13 protein-coding genes are annotated in these 16,074 nt (G+C 71.7%); 10 read left to right on the top strand and 3 right to left on the bottom strand.

The window, feature by feature from the left end:
* Positions 1-70 precede the first annotated feature (70 nt).
* Positions 71-1,066 (bottom strand): ADP-ribosylglycohydrolase family protein, encoded by a 996-nt coding sequence (locus tag ACWGN5_RS31690; protein WP_453521600.1) that lies wholly within the window; start codon positions 1,064-1,066, stop codon positions 71-73.
* A 254-nt stretch (positions 1,067-1,320) separates the two neighbouring features.
* Here ACWGN5_RS31690 and ACWGN5_RS31685 point away from each other — a divergent pair, with 254 nt between their 5' ends.
* The 3 genes from ACWGN5_RS31685 to ACWGN5_RS31675 all read left to right on the top strand — a co-directional run bounded on the left by ACWGN5_RS31685 (position 1,321) and on the right by ACWGN5_RS31675 (position 8,572).
* The gene (locus tag ACWGN5_RS31685; protein WP_453521598.1) at positions 1,321-2,049 is read left to right on the top strand and encodes a VIT1/CCC1 transporter family protein; all 729 of its coding nucleotides are present in this window, start codon (positions 1,321-1,323) and stop codon (positions 2,047-2,049) included.
* A gap of 501 nt (positions 2,050-2,550) precedes the next feature.
* Positions 2,551-7,119: a glutamate synthase large subunit gene (gene gltB / locus ACWGN5_RS31680; RefSeq protein WP_453521596.1), complete on the top strand. Its 4,569-nt coding sequence runs from the start codon at positions 2,551-2,553 to the stop codon at positions 7,117-7,119.
* Positions 7,112-8,572 carry a glutamate synthase subunit beta gene (locus tag ACWGN5_RS31675; RefSeq protein WP_453521594.1) on the top strand — a complete coding sequence of 487 codons (1,461 nt, stop codon included), beginning with the start codon at positions 7,112-7,114 and terminating at the stop codon, positions 8,570-8,572. The genes gltB and ACWGN5_RS31675 overlap by 8 nt, the downstream gene beginning before the upstream one ends.
* Positions 8,573-8,678: 106 nt before the next feature.
* Here ACWGN5_RS31675 and ACWGN5_RS31670 read toward each other — a convergent pair whose 3' ends face one another.
* Positions 8,679-9,788 carry an LLM class flavin-dependent oxidoreductase gene (locus ACWGN5_RS31670; protein WP_453521592.1) on the bottom strand — a complete coding sequence of 370 codons (1,110 nt, stop codon included), beginning with the start codon at positions 9,786-9,788 and terminating at the stop codon, positions 8,679-8,681.
* A 106-nt stretch (positions 9,789-9,894) separates the two neighbouring features.
* Between ACWGN5_RS31670 and ACWGN5_RS31665 the strand changes: the two genes are divergently transcribed.
* Both ACWGN5_RS31665 and ACWGN5_RS31660 read left to right on the top strand, forming a co-directional pair.
* On the top strand, positions 9,895-10,470 hold the full coding sequence (locus ACWGN5_RS31665) for a PadR family transcriptional regulator (RefSeq protein ID WP_453521590.1): 576 nt from the start codon (positions 9,895-9,897) through the stop codon (positions 10,468-10,470).
* A complete protein-coding gene (locus ACWGN5_RS31660; protein ID WP_453521587.1) occupies positions 10,471-11,190 on the top strand; it encodes a VWA domain-containing protein in 720 nt (239 codons plus the stop codon).
* Here ACWGN5_RS31660 and ACWGN5_RS31655 read toward each other — a convergent pair.
* Positions 11,185-12,081 carry an aldo/keto reductase gene (locus ACWGN5_RS31655; RefSeq protein WP_453521585.1) on the bottom strand — a complete coding sequence of 299 codons (897 nt, stop codon included), beginning with the start codon at positions 12,079-12,081 and terminating at the stop codon, positions 11,185-11,187. The two genes, ACWGN5_RS31660 and ACWGN5_RS31655, sit on opposite strands and share 6 nt — an antisense overlap.
* Positions 12,082-12,150: 69 nt before the next feature.
* Between ACWGN5_RS31655 and ACWGN5_RS31650 the strand changes: the two genes are divergently transcribed.
* The 5 genes from ACWGN5_RS31650 to ACWGN5_RS31630 form a co-directional block, all read left to right on the top strand.
* Positions 12,151-12,516 (top strand): MerR family transcriptional regulator, encoded by a 366-nt coding sequence (locus tag ACWGN5_RS31650; RefSeq protein WP_453521583.1) that lies wholly within the window; start codon positions 12,151-12,153, stop codon positions 12,514-12,516.
* A gap of 53 nt (positions 12,517-12,569) precedes the next feature.
* Entirely contained in the window at positions 12,570-12,950 is a 381-nt protein-coding gene (locus ACWGN5_RS31645; protein WP_453521581.1) for a VOC family protein, read from the top strand.
* Between the two features lie 135 nt (positions 12,951-13,085).
* On the top strand, positions 13,086-13,595 hold the full coding sequence (locus tag ACWGN5_RS31640; protein WP_453521579.1) for a pyridoxamine 5'-phosphate oxidase family protein: 510 nt from the start codon (positions 13,086-13,088) through the stop codon (positions 13,593-13,595).
* A 40-nt stretch (positions 13,596-13,635) separates the two neighbouring features.
* Positions 13,636-14,259, top strand: a complete 624-nt coding sequence (locus ACWGN5_RS31635) for a TetR/AcrR family transcriptional regulator (RefSeq protein WP_453521576.1) — start codon at positions 13,636-13,638, stop codon at positions 14,257-14,259.
* Positions 14,260-14,520: 261 nt separating this feature from the next.
* A partial coding sequence (locus tag ACWGN5_RS31630) for a DEAD/DEAH box helicase (RefSeq protein ID WP_453521574.1) occupies positions 14,521-16,074 on the top strand: 1,554 nt, incomplete at its 3' end.

Raw genomic sequence — 16,074 nt, 5'->3', positions numbered from 1 at the left:
GAACGATTGCCCACAGCGGTGGTGGCGATGCTGTCCGCCTCTGCCGCCTCCCCCACAGAAGTATCCGCGCTCATGCTGCCTCCTCCGGGGTCAGGAGGTCTGCTACGTCCAGGACGTGGTAGCCGCGCATCGACGGGAGGCAGCTGCCGGTCACCGGGGCGATGGCCGAGGCCCAGTCGGACGGGATCGCGTCCACGCCGCCCGCCGCGCCCGCCAGGGCGCCCGCCACCGCCGCCGTCGTGTCGGCGTCGCGGCCCATGTTGACCGCCGTCAGGACCGCCGTACGGAAGTCGCCGCGGGCCGCCGCGAAGGCGCCGAAGGCCAGGCCCACCGCCTCCGGGGCGAGGTCCGTCCACGGGTAGCCGCCGATGACGACCGCCGAGCGGACCTGGCGTTCGCGGGTGAGCGGGTCGGGTTGGACCCGTTGGGCCGCGACGACCGCGCGGCGCAGCGAGCGGGCCGTCCAGGAGTCCATGGGGACGACCGAGAGCGCGGCCGCGATGACCGAGGTGACCGTCGCTCCCGTCATCGCCGCGGCCACTCCCGCCGCCACCGCCTGGCCGCCGTAGATGCCCTCGCCGTCGTGGCTGACGCTGCCGTCGATCGCGACCAGGCGGGCCGCTTCCGCCGGGCGGCCCGCCGCGAACACGCCGAAGGGTGCCGCGCGCATCGCGAGGCCGTCGCTCCACGCGTGGCGGTGCTGGGCCGAGATGGGGGCGGCGAGGCCCCGGCGGAGGTTCTCCAGGGTGCCGCGCTCGGAGAAGCCCGCGCCGCGGAAGGGGCCTTCGTCGAGGTCGGCGATCCAGTGGTGCCAGGCCCGTTCGACGTGGTGGACGGTGAGGGCCGAGCCGTGCCGGGCGAGGAGCAGCGCCGAGAAGATGGCGTACTCCGTGTCGTCGGTGCCCGCCGGGCTGTCCGTCACGAAGCCCTCGATGCGGCCCCAGCGGCGGCGGATCTCGGAGGGCCGCATGTTCTCGGCGGGCGCGCCGAGCGCGTCGCCGACGGCGAGGCCGAGGAGTGCCCCTCTCGCCCGTTCACGCGTGTCGCAGGCCGTGCTGTTCACCATCTCGCGCCCCTTCCTTCGGTGGAGGCGCCGAGAGCGGCGCCCCGTTGCCTGGATCTGTGCCACCACGGGCCGCGAACTCGCCGAAGAAACGTCTCTGTCACCCGCCTGACATCCCGCCAGATGTGGTGTGCCTCAGTGAGGCGGGCCTTAGTAAGTACGGCCTGCCTTGCTGGCGAGCCCCTTACATCGGGCGTATTTTCGAGGGTGTTGGGGGCGGCGGGTGCATCCCGGCCCGCCGGTACGAGGGGAGAACCATGTCCATCATCGAAGCTCAGGCGCCACTGCACGAGGCCCACCGCGACAACCACACGCACCGTGACGTGAACGGCGGTTGGCTGCGCCCGGCGGTGTTCGGCGCGATGGACGGACTCGTCTCCAACCTCGCCCTGATGACCGGTGTCGCCGGTGGCGCGGTCTCCTCGCAGACCATCGTCATCACCGGCCTCGCGGGCCTCGCCGCCGGTGCCTTCTCCATGGCGGCCGGCGAGTACACCTCCGTCGCCTCGCAGCGCGAGCTCGTCCAGGCGGAACTGGACGTCGAGCGCCGCCAGTTGCGCAAGCACCCGATCGACGAGATGGAGGAGCTCGCCGCGCTCTACGTCTCCCGGGGCGTCGAGCCCGCGCTCGCCCGCGAGGTCGCGATGCAGCTGTCGAAGGATCCCGAGCAGGCCCTGGAGATCCACGCCCGCGAGGAGCTCGGCATCGACCCGGACGACCTCCCGTCGCCGACGGTCGCCGCCGTCTCGTCCTTCGGCTCCTTCGCGCTCGGCGCGCTCCTGCCCGTCCTGCCGTACCTGCTCGGCGCGACCGCGCTCTGGCCCGCCGTGCTGCTCGCGCTCCTCGGGCTCTTCGCCTGCGGCGCCCTGGTGGCCCGGGTGACCGCCCGCGGCTGGCTCTTCAGCGGCATGCGCCAGCTCGTCCTGGGTGGTGCCGCGGCGGCCGTGACGTACGGGCTCGGCATGCTCTTCGGGGCCGCGTTGTAGTCCTGGGGGACCGGTGCGGATTCCGTACCACGACAGAAGACCGAGAGGCCCTCGAAAGGGGCCTCTCGGTCTTTTCGTGACACCTTTCCGGGGCGTATGGTGCGGATCGGCTGTGACGTATATCCCTGGCCCGATCGGCCGGGGCGATGAGACACTATGCAGGACGCCACATAAGTAGCCGGTTACTCGGCGGTTTCGAACCCGTGACCAACGGGAAAGAGGCCTGAGCGCCACCGGGCAATGAAGCCCACCCCCAGTGGCGGGTCGCCGGAGACCCGAAACAATCTCCGGACCCTTCGATCCGTCCCCCGCGGGACAGCCTCTGTCGCCGCACCCCACAGGTGAACCACCACCACCGCTCCGTATCGGCGGTGTCCGCATGCTGGAATGAGCTATCCACTTCGCGAGAAGCCAGCCATCATGTAACCTGCACGAAATTTCGCGGAGGGCCAACGTCGTCCCTCGGCAGCTCCATATGCCACGACGACGACGGGAGAGCCGATGCGTTCCGACGCCTGGTCGCCCATGGACGGTCGCCCCGCTCAGCAGGGGATGTACGACCCCCGTAACGAACACGACGCCTGCGGTGTCGGGTTCGTGGCCACCCTCACCGGTGTAGCCAGCCACGCGCTGGTCGAGCAGGCGCTGACCGTACTGCGCAACCTCGAGCACCGCGGCGCCACCGGCTCCGAGCCCGACTCCGGTGACGGCGCCGGCATCCTGCTCCAGGTCCCGGACGCCTTCCTCCGCGAGGTCGCCGGATTCGAGCTCCCCGAGGCCGGCGCGTACGCCGTCGGCATCGCCTTCCTCCCCGAGGACGGCACCGACGAGACCGCCGCGAAGATCGAGACGTTCGCCGCCGAAGAGGGCCTCACCGTCCTCGGCTGGCGCGAGGTCCCCGTCGCCCCCGAGCTGCTCGGCGCCTCCGCCCGCGCCACCATGCCGGTCTTCCGCCAGCTCTTCGTGAAGGACGCCGACGGCGCGGCCACGGGCATCGCCCTCGACCGCAAGGCCTTCGTCCTGCGCAAGCGCGCCGAGCGCGAGGCCGCGACGTACTTCCCGTCGCTCTCCGCCCGCACGATCGTCTACAAGGGCATGCTGACCACCGGCCAGCTGGAACCCTTCTTCCCGGACCTGTCGGACCGCCGCTGCGCCACCGCCGTGGCCCTGGTCCACTCCCGGTTCTCCACCAACACCTTCCCGAGCTGGCCGCTGGCCCACCCGTACCGCTTCGTCGCCCACAACGGTGAGATCAACACCGTCAAGGGCAACCGGAACTGGATGACCGCCCGCGAGGCGCAGCTCGACTCCACCGTCTTCGGTGAGGGCTCCCTGGAGCGGATCTTCCCGATCTGCACCCCGGACGCCTCCGACTCGGCCTCCTTCGACGAGGTCCTGGAGCTCCTCCACCTCGGCGGCCGCTCCCTGCCGCACGCGGTCCTGATGATGGTCCCGGAGGCGTGGGAGAACCACGAGACCATGGACCCGGCCCGCCGCGCCTTCTACCAGTACCACTCCACGATGATGGAGCCCTGGGACGGCCCGGCCTGCGTCACCTTCACCGACGGCGTCCAGGTCGGCGCGGTCCTCGACCGCAACGGTCTGCGCCCCGGCCGCTACTGGGTCACCGACGAGGGCCTCGTCGTCCTCTCCTCCGAGGTCGGCGTCCTCGACATCGACCCCGCCAAGGTCGTCCGCAAGGGCCGCCTCCAGCCCGGCAAGATGTTCCTCGTCGACACCGCCGAGCACCGCATCGTCGAGGACGACGAGATCAAGGCCGCCCTCGCCGCCGAGCACCCCTACGCGGAGTGGCTGGAGACCGGCGAGATCGAGCTCTCCGACCTCCCCGAGCGCGAGCACATCGTGCACACCCACGCCTCGGTCACCCGGCGCCAGCAGACCTTCGGCTACACCGAGGAAGAGCTCCGCGTCATCCTCGCGCCGATGGCCCGCACCGGCGGCGAGCCGCTCGGCTCCATGGGTACGGACTCGCCGATCGCGGCCCTGTCCGCCCGCCCGCGGCTGCTGTTCGACTACTTCACGCAGCTCTTCGCGCAGGTCACCAACCCGCCGCTCGACGCGATCCGCGAGGAGCTCGTCACCTCCCTCCGGTCCTCGCTCGGCCCGCAGGGCAACCTGCTCGAGCCGACCGCCGTGTCGTGTCGCAGCGTCACCCTGCCGTTCCCGGTGATCGACAACGACGAGCTGGCCAAGCTCATCCACATCAACGCCGACGGCGACATGCCCGGCATGAAGGCCGCGACGCTCTCCGGCCTCTACCGGGTCTCCGGCGGCGGCGACGCCCTCGCCGCCCGCATCGAGGCCATCTGCGCCGAGGCCGACACCGCCATCGAGGGCGGCGCCCGCCTGATCGTGCTCTCCGACCGGCACTCCGACGCCGAGCACGCGCCGATCCCCTCGCTGCTGCTCACCGCGGCCGTCCACCACCACCTCATCCGCACCAAGCAGCGCACCAAGGTGGGTCTGCTCGTCGAGGCCGGCGACGTCCGCGAGGTCCACCACGTCGCCCTGCTCATCGGCTACGGCGCCGCGGCGGTCAACCCGTACCTGGCGATGGAGTCCGTCGAGGACCTGGTCCGCGCCGGCACCTTCATCGAGGGCCTGGAGCCCGAGCAGGCCATCCGGAACCTGATCTACGCGCTCGGCAAGGGCGTCCTCAAGGTCATGTCCAAGATGGGCATCTCCACCGTCGCCTCCTACCGCGGCGCCCAGGTCTTCGAGGCCGTCGGCCTCGACGAGACCTTCGTCGCCACGTACTTCAACGGCACGGCCACCAAGATCGGCGGCGCCGGTCTCGACGTCGTCGCCAAGGAGGTCGCCGCCCGCCACGCCAAGGCGTACCCCGCCTCCGGCGTCCCCTCGGCGCACCGCGCCCTGGAGATCGGCGGTGAGTACCAGTGGCGCCGCGAGGGCGAGCCGCACCTGTTCGACCCGGAGACCGTCTTCCGCCTGCAGCACGCCACGCGCACCAAGCGGTACGACATCTTCAAGAAGTACACGGACCGGGTGAACGAGCAGTCCGAGCGCCTCATGACGCTCCGCGGCCTGTTCGGCTTCGCCACCGAAGGCCGTACCCCGATCTCCATCGACGAGGTCGAGCCGGTCTCCGAGATCGTCAAGCGCTTCTCCACCGGCGCCATGTCGTACGGCTCCATCTCCCGCGAGGCGCACGAGACGCTCGCCGTCGCCATGAACCAGCTGGGCGCCAAGTCCAACACCGGTGAGGGCGGCGAGGACCCGGAGCGCCTGTACGACCCGGCGCGCCGCTCCGCGATCAAGCAGGTCGCCTCCGGCCGCTTCGGCGTCACCAGCGAGTACCTGGTCAACGCCGACGACATCCAGATCAAGATGGCCCAGGGCGCCAAGCCCGGCGAGGGCGGCCAGCTGCCCGGCCACAAGGTCTACCCGTGGGTCGCCAAGACGCGTCACTCGACGCCCGGCGTCGGCCTCATCTCGCCGCCGCCGCACCACGACATCTACTCCATCGAGGACCTGGCTCAGCTGATCCACGACCTCAAGAACGCCAACCCGGTCGCCCGCATCCACGTGAAGCTGGTCTCCGAGGTCGGCGTCGGCACGGTCGCCGCCGGTGTCTCCAAGGCCCACGCGGACGTCGTCCTCATCTCCGGCCACGACGGCGGTACGGGCGCCTCCCCGCTGACCTCCCTGAAGCACGCGGGCGGCCCCTGGGAGCTCGGTCTCGCCGAGACCCAGCAGACCCTGCTGCTCAACGGCCTGCGCGACCGGATCGTCGTCCAGACCGACGGCCAGCTGAAGACCGGCCGCGACGTCATCATCGCCGCGCTCCTCGGCGCCGAGGAGTTCGGTTTCGCGACCGCGCCGCTCGTCGTCTCCGGCTGCGTCATGATGCGCGTCTGCCACCTGGACACCTGCCCGGTCGGCATCGCCACCCAGAACCCGGTCCTGCGCGACCGCTTCTCCGGCAAGCCCGAGTTCGTCGTCAACTTCTTCGAGTTCATCGCCGAGGAGGTCCGCGAGCTCCTCGCCGAGCTGGGCTTCCGCTCGATCGAGGAGGCCGTCGGCCACGCCGAGCTGCTCGACACCAGCCGCGCGGTCACGCACTGGAAGGCGCAGGGTCTCGACCTGGAGCCGCTCTTCTACGTGCCCGAGCTGCCCGAGGGCGCGGTCCGCCACGCCCGGGTCGAGCAGGACCACGGCCTGGAGAAGGCCCTCGACAACGAGCTGATCCAGCTCGCCGCCGAGGCCCTGGGTGCCGCCTCCGCCGAGGAGGCCCAGCCGGTCCGCGCCCAGGTCGCCATCCGCAACATCAACCGCACGGTCGGCACCATGCTCGGCCACCAGGTGACGAAGAAGTTCGGCGGCGCCGGCCTCCCGGCCGACACCATCGACATCACCTTCACCGGCTCCGCGGGCCAGTCCTTCGGCGCCTTCCTGCCGGCCGGTGTCACGCTCCGCCTGGAGGGCGACGCCAACGACTACGTCGGCAAGGGCCTCTCCGGCGGCCGGGTGATCGTCCGCCCCGACCGGGGCGCCGACCACCTGGCCGAGTACTCCACCATCGCGGGCAACACGATCGGCTACGGCGCCACCGGCGGCGAGCTGTTCCTCCGCGGCCGCACCGGCGAGCGCTTCTGCGTCCGCAACTCCGGCGCCCTGGTCGTCTCGGAGGGCGTGGGCGACCACGGCTGCGAGTACATGACCGGTGGCACGGCGGTCGTCCTCGGCGAGACCGGCCGCAACTTCGCGGCCGGCATGTCGGGCGGTGTCGCCTACGTGATCGACCTCGACCGGGACAACGTCAACTCCGGGAACCTGGAGGCGATCGAGGCCCTGTCGGACACCGACAAGACCTGGCTGCACGACGTCGTGCGCCGCCACTTCGAGGAGACCGGCTCCACGGTCGCCGAGAAGCTCCTCGCCGACTGGGACGCCGCGGCGGCCCGGTTCAGCAAGATCATCCCCGCCACGTACAAGGCAGTGCTCGCCGCCAAGGACGCCGCTGAGCTCGCCGGTCTCTCCGAGACCGAGACCACCGAGAAGATGATGGAGGCTGCGTCCCATGGCTGACCCCAAGGGCTTCCTGACCACCGGGCGCGAAGTCGCCCAGACCCGACCGGTGGGCGAGCGCGTCAGGGACTGGAACGAGGTCTACGTCCCCGGCTCCCTGCTCCCGATCATCAGCAAGCAGGCCGGCCGCTGCATGGACTGCGGCATCCCGTTCTGCCACAACGGCTGCCCCCTCGGGAACCTGATCCCCGAGTGGAACGACTACGCCTACCGCGAGGACTGGTCGGCGGCGTCGGAGCGGCTGCACGCCACCAACAACTTCCCGGAGTTCACCGGCCGCCTGTGCCCGGCTCCGTGCGAGGCCGCGTGCGTGCTCGGCATCAACCAGCCGGCCGTCACCATCAAGAACGTCGAAGTCTCCATCATCGACAAGGCCTGGGACGCGAACGACGTGAAGCCGCAGGTGCCCGAGCGCCTGTCCGGCAAGACCGCCGCCGTCATCGGCTCGGGCCCGGCGGGTCTGGCCGCCGCCCAGCAGCTCACCCGGGCCGGCCACACCGTGGTCGTGTACGAGCGCGCCGACCGCATCGGCGGCCTGCTGCGCTACGGCATCCCCGAGTTCAAGATGGAGAAGCGGCACATCAACCGCCGCATCGAGCAGATGCGCGCGGAGGGCACCAAGTTCCGCACGGGCATCGAGATCGGCCGCGACCTGACGTCGACGGACCTGCGCAAGCGGTTCGACGCCGTGGTCATCGCCGCCGGCGCCACCACCGCCCGCGACCTGCCCGTCCCGGGCCGGGAGCTGAACGGCATCCACCAGGCGATGGAGTACCTGCCGCTCGCCAACAAGGTCGTCGAGGGCGACTTCGTGGCCCCGCCGATCACCGCCGAGGGCAAGCACGTCGTCGTCATCGGCGGCGGCGACACCGGCGCGGACTGCGTCGGTACGGCACACCGCCAGGGCGCGGCCTCGGTCACGCAGCTGGAGATCATGCCGAAGCCGGGCGACGAGCGGAACGCCGGCCAGCCCTGGCCGACCTTCCCCATGCTCTACAAGGTCACCTCGGCGCACGAGGAGGGCGGCGAGCGGGTCTACTCCGTCTCCACCACCCACTTCGAGGGCGACGAGGACGGCAACGTCCAGTTCCTCCACCTCGTCGAGGTCGAGTTCGTCGACGGCAAGCTGACCCAGAAGCCGGGCACGGAGCGGAAGATCCCCGCCCAGCTCGTCACCCTGGCCATGGGCTTCACCGGCACGGACGTCGAGAACGGCCTGGTCGCGCAGTTCGGTCTGGACCTGGACGAGCGGGGCAACATCGCCCGTGACGCGGACTTCGCCACCAACGTCGACGGCGTGTTCGTCGCCGGTGACGCCGGCCGCGGCCAGTCCCTCATCGTCTGGGCCATCGCCGAGGGCCGCTCGGCCGCCCGCGGCGTCGACCGCTACCTGACCGGCGCCAGCTCCCTGCCGGCCCCGATCCGCCCGACGGACCGCGCCCTGACGGTCTGATCCGGCCGGATCACCTCTGAACGTCCCGTACAACGACGTACGGAACTGAGCACAGCGCCCCCTGAATGTCCCCGACCGGACGCCCTGGGGGCGCTGTGGTGCGTTCTCAGCGGAACCGCGGGATCACCCGCTCGCCCCACTGCCGGATCGTCTCCAGGCAGACCTCCTGCGGCACCGTGCCCATCTGGATCAGGCACATCACCTCGTCCACGCCGATCTCGCGGAGCCGCTCGACGTAGGCGATCGCCGTGGCGGCGTCCCCGTAGGCGTGGTCGGTGTTGTACGTGCCCGTGTCGACCGGACGGGCGGGGATGTCCGCCTCGTGCAGGCGGGCGATCAGCTTCTGGCGCTGCTCGTCCAGCGCCCCGGTGTGGTCCTCGTCCTCCGCGTAGCCCGTGGGGGCCGGGGCGCCGCCGTACCAGTGGGCGATCGACTCCGCGAAGAAGCGCTGGCCCCGGGTGCCGAGCCGGAGCGCGCGGGCCGGGTCGTCCAGGACGATCGTCGGGCACAGGGCGGAGAAGTGGTCGTTGACCTCCGTGGAGACGAACCGGGAGCCGTCCCGGGAGGCGAGGGCCTCGTCGTACACCGCGCGCATCGCCCGGACGTCCTCCGCGCCCGCGAAGCCCATCACCAGGGCGCCGATGCCCAGTTCGGCCGCCTGCCGGAGGGACTCGTGCTGCGAGCAGGCCATGAAGAGCGGCGGATGCGGGGTCTGTACGGGGCGGGGGAGGACCGCGCCGGGGCCGATGTCCAGCGTGCCGTGCCACTCCAGCTCCGGCTCCCGCCAGGCCGAGGCGAAGATCCGCAGGGCCTCCTCGGTCTGCGGGCGGGTGTCCTCCGGGCGCACCCCGAACATCCGGGTCTCCTGACGGGTCGCGCCCCGGCCCGCGCCGACGTCGACCCGGCCGCCGGAGAGGACGTCGAGCATGGCGGCGCGTTCGGCGACCCGGACCGGGTGCTGGTAGCCGAAGGGCATGGTGACCACGCCGTGGCCGACCCGGATGGTCCGGGTGCGGGCCGCGACCCAGGTCAGGAAGATCTCGGACGCGCTCATGTGGGCGTACTGGACGAGGGAGTGGTGCTCGACCGCCCAGATCCGGTCGAAGCCCATCTCCTCGGCGAGGACGGCCTGTTCGACGCAGTCGTGGAGGACCTGGTGTTCGCGGGCGGGGGTGGGGTCGACGAGCTGTGCTTCGAAGATCATGGAGAACTTCACGGGGCGCTCCTCCCGGGGGTAGGCCTTGCGCTGTGTCTCTCTATGCCTAATCGAAATACTTCTAGCAGGCATAGGGAGGGGAGGGAAGGGCCGTAGACTGCCGTCCGTGGTGGACCGAGAGAGCGTGCCAGAGCTTCCCGCGACCAGCTGGGCCGTGCTCGGACTCCTTTCCCACGGACGGGAGTTGTCCGGGTACGACATCAAGAAGTGGTCCGACCGGTCCCTCGGCCTCTTCTACTGGAGCCCCTCCTTCAGCCAGATCTACAGCGAGCTCAAACGCCTGGAGAACAGCGGTTACGCCACCTCGCGGCTCGTCGCCCCCGAGGCCGGCACACGCGACAAACGGGTCTACCGCATCACCGGCGAGGGCCTCGACGCCGTCCGCACCTGGGCCCGCACGGCCCCCCTCGACCCGCCCGTCCTCAAGCACGGGCCGATGCTGCGGCTCTGGCTCGGCCACCTCCTCGAACCCGAGCGGATGCGGGAGATCCTGGCCGCGCACCGGGAGTACGCCGAGCGCATGCGGCGGCGCGCCGAGGCGGACGTGGCGGACGCGGGGGCCGACGAGGCCTGGGCGTACCCCCGGCTCACCCTCATGTGGGCCGAGCGGTACTACACAGCCGAACGCGACCTGGCCGACGCCATGCTCGCGGACATCGAGGAACTGGAGGGGGAGCAGTAGATGGCACTGAGCCTGCGGAAGGTCGAGGAGACCGCGCCCGCCCTGGTGAGTCTCTACAAGGAGGCCGGGGCCTCGCTCGCACGGCACGGGATCGGCGGACAACGGGTCGCCGTCTACCTCGTCGTCGACTACTCGGGGTCCATGAAGCCGTACTACGCCAACGGCAGCGTGCAGGCCCTCGCCGACCGGGTCCTCGGGCTCTCCGCGCACCTCGACGACGACGGACGGGTGCCGGTGGTCTTCTTCTCCACCGACGTCGACGCCGAGACCGACATCCGGCTCGACGACCACGTCGGCCGGATCGACCGGATCGTCGCCGGGCTCGGCCACATGGGCAAGACGAGCTACCACCTCGCCATGGACGCCGTCATCGACCACTACCTGGACAGCGGCTCCACCGCGCCCGCCCTCGTCGTCTTCCAGACCGACGGAGGGCCGATCAACAAGCTCGCCGCCGAGCGGTACGTCTGCAAGGCCGCCCGGCTGCCCCTCTTCTGGCAGTTCATCGGCTTCGGCGACCCCGGAAGCCGGCAGTTCGAGTTCCTGCGCCGGCTCGACGAGCTGGACGTGCCGGCGAAGCGGCCCCTCGACAACGCCGGCTTCTTCCACGCGGGCCAGGACCCGAGCCGGATCCCCGACGCGGAGCTGTACGACCGGCTGGTCGCCGAGTTCCCCGCCTGGCTGGCCGCGGCCCGGGCCCAGGGAGTCGTCCGGTCATGAACCCGAAACCGCTCCCAGGCGGGCGAACTGCTCCTCGGTGAGGGTGACGTCGAGCGCGCCCAGGTTCTCCACGAGGTGGGCCGCCGAGGACGTGCCGGGGATCGGGAGGATGTGCGGGGCCCGGTGCAGCAGCCACGCCAGCGCCGTCTGGGACGGGGTCGCGCCGATCTCGCGGGCCACGCGGGCGACCGGTCCGTCCGGGCCGGCGTGCCCGCCCATGGCGACCGGGAAGAAGGGGACGAAGGCGATCCCGCGCCCGGCCGTGTGGTCGACGACCCGCTCGTGGTCGCGGGTCTCCAGGTTGTAGAGGTTCTGCACGGCCGCGATCGGCGCCGTCGCCTCGGCCTCGGTGAGCTGCTCGACCGTCACCTCCGAGAGCCCGATGTGCCGGACCTTGCCCTCCTCCTGGAGCCGCTTCAGGGCGCCGACCTGCTCGGCGACCGGGACGTTCTCGTCGAGGCGGTGCAGGTACAGCAGGTCGATCCGCTCCGTCCGCAGCCGGCGCAGGCTCAGTTCGGCCTGCTGGCGCAGATAGGCGGGGTGGCCCAGCGGCACCCACTCGGTGGGGGAGGGGCGCACCACACCGACCTTGGTGGCCACCGCGACCCCCTCGCCGTACGGATGCAGCGCCTCGGCGAGCAGCTCCTCGCCGGCCCCCAGGGCGTACGCGTCGGCCGTGTCGAACAGGGTCACGCCCGCCTCGGCGGCCGTGCGCAGCAGCTTCACCGCCGCCGCCCGGTCGGCCGGGCCCGTCCAGATGCGGGCCTCGGGGCCGGTCGGGTCGCCGGGCCCGTCGGCGAGTCGCATCGTGCCGTACCCGACACGCCGGACCGGGAGGTCGCCGCCGAGCTGGAATATCGTCTGGTCCGAGGAGTTGATGTCGTTCGTCATGCTCGGAACCGTAGGAGCTCACACGGATGTGAGGTTCAAGCGCGGACGGGCGAATGTGAGGGGGGTCACATGAAGATCGGTGAGCTGGCGCGCGAGACCGGGGTGAGCGTCCGGCTGCTCCGCTACTACGAGGAGCAGGGCCTCCTCGACTCGGAGCGCACCCCCGGTGGCCAGCGAGTCTACGGCTCCGACGCCCCCGCCGTCGTACGCCGCATCCGCGCCCTCCTCGGTGCCGGACTGCCGACCCGGGTCATCGCCGAGGTCCTCGACTGCGTCTGCGGCAGCGAGGCGGAGATCGAGCCCTGCCTCAGCCCGATGCTCGTCGCCCAGCTCGACGCCATCGACGAGAGGATCCAGGACCTCCAGGGCGCCCGCTCCTCGCTCGCCGCGCTCGTGGCGGTCACGGAGGGCAGGCAACTCGCCGCCACGGACTGATCGTTGGGGAAATCGGTGGCCCCCGGTCGCCGGGGCGCGCGATCATGCCGCCCATGACTTCTCTCGTACGACACGTGACCATCGACTGCGCCGACGCCTACGCCCTGGGGAGCTTCTGGGCCGCCGCCCTCGACGCGAAGCTCGCCGACGACGACTTCCCCGGCGACCCGGAGGCGCTCGTCGAGTCGCCCGGCGCGAACCTCCTCTTCATCCGGGTCCCGGAGGGGAAGGCGGGGAAGAACCGCGTCCACCTCGACCTCCAGCCGCAGGACCGCACGCGTGACGAGGAGGTCGAGCGGCTGCTCGGCCTCGGCGCCACGCTGTTCGAGGACCACCGGAACCCGGACGGCACCGGCTGGGCGACCATGAAGGACCCGGAGGGCAACGAGTTCTGCGTGGAGCGCAGCAAGGCGGAGCGCGCGGCGACCGCCTGAACCCACTGAGCGCGCCGCCACCGCCTGAACCCGCTGAGCTCGCGGCGGCCGCCTGAACCCGCTGGTGAGTCCGGAGTAATCCGGACAGTGGCTGTCAGGTATCCGGTGTTTCCTGGACTCATGGGAGACACAGTCATGGGAGACACCGGAACCACCTGGCCGGCCTTCGAGGCCGAGGAGCCCGAGTTCGCCGCGATCGTGCGGGAGCGCTTCGGGCAGTACACCCACCACGCCCTCGCCACCCTCCGCAAGGACGGCTCGCCCCGGCTCAGCGGCATCGAGGCCGACTTCCGCGGCGGGGAGCTCTGGTTCGGCATGATGCCGAACTCCCGCAAGGCGCTCGACCTGCGCCGCGACCCCCGGTTCGCGCTGCTCGCCAACCCGGGCGCCGGCACCGACATGGGCGGCGGGGACGTCCGGATCTCGGGGCGGGCGGTCGAGGTCACCGACCCGGAGGAGCCGAACCGGTACGCGGCCGAGGCGGGCGAGCCGCAGCCCTTCCACCTGTTCCGGGTGGAGCCGACCGAGGTCGTGCGGACCTGGGTGGACGGCGAGGAGATCGTCCTCCGCAGCTGGGCGCCGGGCCGCCCGACCAGGACGCTCCGGCGCGGCAACGACGACAGTCCGCCCCGCGAGGAGACCTGACCCCTCACCGGCCGCCCGCGCGGAGGACCACAATGGGCACGTGCCGAACACTGCAAGCAAGAAGAAGACCCAGGTGAGCGGCGGGCCCGAGCGGCGCCGTGAACTCCTCGACACGGCGGCCGAGGTGTTCGCCGCCCAGGGGTACAACGCCACCACCGTCCGCAAGATCGCGGACGCCGCCGGGATGCTCGCCGGCAGCCTCTACTACCACTTCGACTCCAAGGAGTCGATGCTCGACGAGATCCTCTCCACCTTCCTGAACGAGCTGTGGGAGGGGTACGACGCCGTGCTCGACGCCGAGCTCGGCCCCCGCGAGACCATCGAGGCCCTGGTCACCGAGTCCTTCCGGGAGATCGACCGGCACCGCGCCGCCGTCGCGATCTACCAGAAGGAGTCCCAGCACCTCGTCGACCAGCCCCGCTTCGGCTATCTGGCCGACTCGCAGCGCAAGTTCGAGAAGGCCTGGCTCGGCACCCTGGAGCGCGGCGTCGCCGCCGGGGTCTTCCGCGCCGACCTCGACGTCCGGCTCACCTACCGGTTCGTCCGCGACACCGTGTGGGTCGCCGCGTCCTGGTACCGGCCGGGCGGCCGGCACAGCCCGGAGGAGATCGCCCGCCAGTACCTGTCGATGGTCCTGGACGGGGTCGCCGTACGCAGAGACTGACCCGACGGCTGTGACGCCGCTCACGGCGGCACGCCGAACCGGGCGGTCGGGGGGCCGTCGAGGGGCGCCCGAGGGGGCGGCCGGGGCGGGAAGCTCCCGAGGCGCACTATTGTTCCGGGTAGAAACAGCCGGGGCCCGCATCGCGTGTTCCGGGGAGAAGCAGCCGGGGCCCGCACCGCGTGTTCCGGGTAGAAACAGCCGGGGCCCGCATCGCGCAGGTGCGGGCCCCGGCTGTGCCGCGCACCGGCCAGGAAGGCACGAATGACCCGCTCCGAACGCCCCCACAAGCGCGGCCCCCGCACCGCCCAGGCGAAGTCCACGTCCCAGCCGAAGGGCCCCCGCGGCGGCCGTCGTCCCGCCGCGCCCCCGCCGCCGCAGGAGTTCACTCCTCCGGAGACGGTGACGCCCGCGCTGCCGCCCGTGGCCTCCTTCGAGGACCTGGACATGCCGGCCGCGCTGCTGCGGACGCTCACCGAGCAGGGTGTGACGGAGCCGTTCCCGATCCAGGCCGCGACCCTGCCGAACTCGATCGCAGGGCGTGACGTCCTCGGCCGGGGGCGCACCGGCTCCGGCAAGACCCTCGCCTTCGGGCTCGCGCTCCTCGCCCGCACCGCCGGCCGCCGCGCCGAGCCGACCGCGCCCCTCGCGCTGGTCCTGGTGCCGACCCGCGAGCTCGCCCAGCAGGTGACCGACGCCCTCACCCCGTACGCCTCCGCGCTGCGGCTGCGGATCACCACGGTCGTCGGCGGCATGTCGATCACCCGGCAGTCCTCGTCCCTGCGGCGCGGCGCCGAGGTCCTCATCGCCACGCCCGGCCGGCTGCACGACCTCATCGAGCGGGGCGACTGCCGCCTGGACCAGGTCGCCGTCACCGTCCTCGACGAGGCCGACCAGATGGCCGACATGGGCTTCCTGCCGCAGGTCACGAAGCTGCTCAAGCAGGTCGAGCCGGGCGGGCAGCGGCTGCTGTTCTCCGCGACCCTGGACCGGAACATCGACCGGCTGGTCAAGATGTTCCTGGACGACCCGGTCGTGCACTCGGTCGACCCCTCGGCCGGTGCGGTGACCACGATGGAGCACCACCTGCTCTACGTGCTCGACGAGACGGACAAGAAGGCGGTCACGCTGCGGATCGCGGCCCGCGAGGGCCGGACGATCCTCTTCATGGACACCAAGCGGTCCGTGGACCGGCTGGTCAAGCGGCTCCTGGCCAACGGCGTCCGGGCCTCCGGGCTGCACGGCGGCCGCTCGCAGCCGCAGCGCAACCGGACCCTGGACCAGTTCAAGACGGGCCAGGTCACCACGCTCGTCGCGACGAACGTGGCGGCCCGCGGCATCCACGTCGACGACCTCGACATGGTCGTGAACGTCGACCCGCCGATCGACCACAAGGACTATCTGCACCGGGGTGGCCGCACGGCCCGCGCCGGCGAGTCCGGCAGCGTCTTCACCCTGGTCCTGCCCGAGCAGAAGCGGGACATGGGCCGGCTGATGTCGAACGCGGGCATCAGCCCCCGGACGGCGCAGATCAGGTCCAGCGACGAGGAGCTCGCCGAGCTCACCGGCGCCCGGGAGCCCTCGGGCGTGCCGGTCGTCATCGAGGTCCCGCAGCCGACCCCGCCGCGCAAGGCGACGGGGACGGGCGGTACCGGCACGGGCGGTGGCCGCCGTCGTCGCCGTCCGGCCGGTTCCGGAGCCGGAAACGGTGGTACGGACACGGCCGCACCGGCCTCGGGCCGCGGCTCCGGCAGCTCCGGCGGCCGCGGGTCCGCCACGCCCGCCGGCCGGGGCTCCGGCGCCGCGACGGGCACGGGC

It is taken from the genome of Streptomyces sp. NPDC055815, assembly GCF_053616475.1.
This window is presented reverse-complemented; position numbering and strand designations above follow the sequence as displayed.